Here is a 209-nt window from a genome sequence, read left to right as displayed (position 1 = left end):
GAGTCATCCCTGACCCCTTGAGGGTCCTAAAGGGCCGTTGGAGACCACAACGTTGATAGGTGGGGTGTGTAAGCGTAGCGATACGTTGAGCTAACCCATACTAATTACCCGTGAGGCTTAACCATACAACACCCAAGAAGTGTTCTGGGCCTTGTAGCGAATGAGCGAACTACTAATTCAGTGATAGCGACCAGTCGTTATTCACGTCA

At 49.8% G+C, this 209-nt stretch carries 1 rRNA gene; it reads left to right on the top strand.

The features are described 5' to 3' along the window. Positions 1-125 (top strand): 23S ribosomal RNA (locus MUW49_RS21505); the annotation flags it as partial. Between the last annotated feature and the right edge of the window lie 84 nt (positions 126-209).

Source organism: Aeromonas sp. LsrichE-8G (genome assembly GCF_022869435.1).
Classification (GTDB): domain Bacteria; phylum Pseudomonadota; class Gammaproteobacteria; order Enterobacterales; family Aeromonadaceae; genus Aeromonas; species Aeromonas caviae.
The sequence above is the reverse complement of the archived record's forward strand: the minus strand, read 5'-3'. Positions and strand labels throughout refer to the sequence as shown.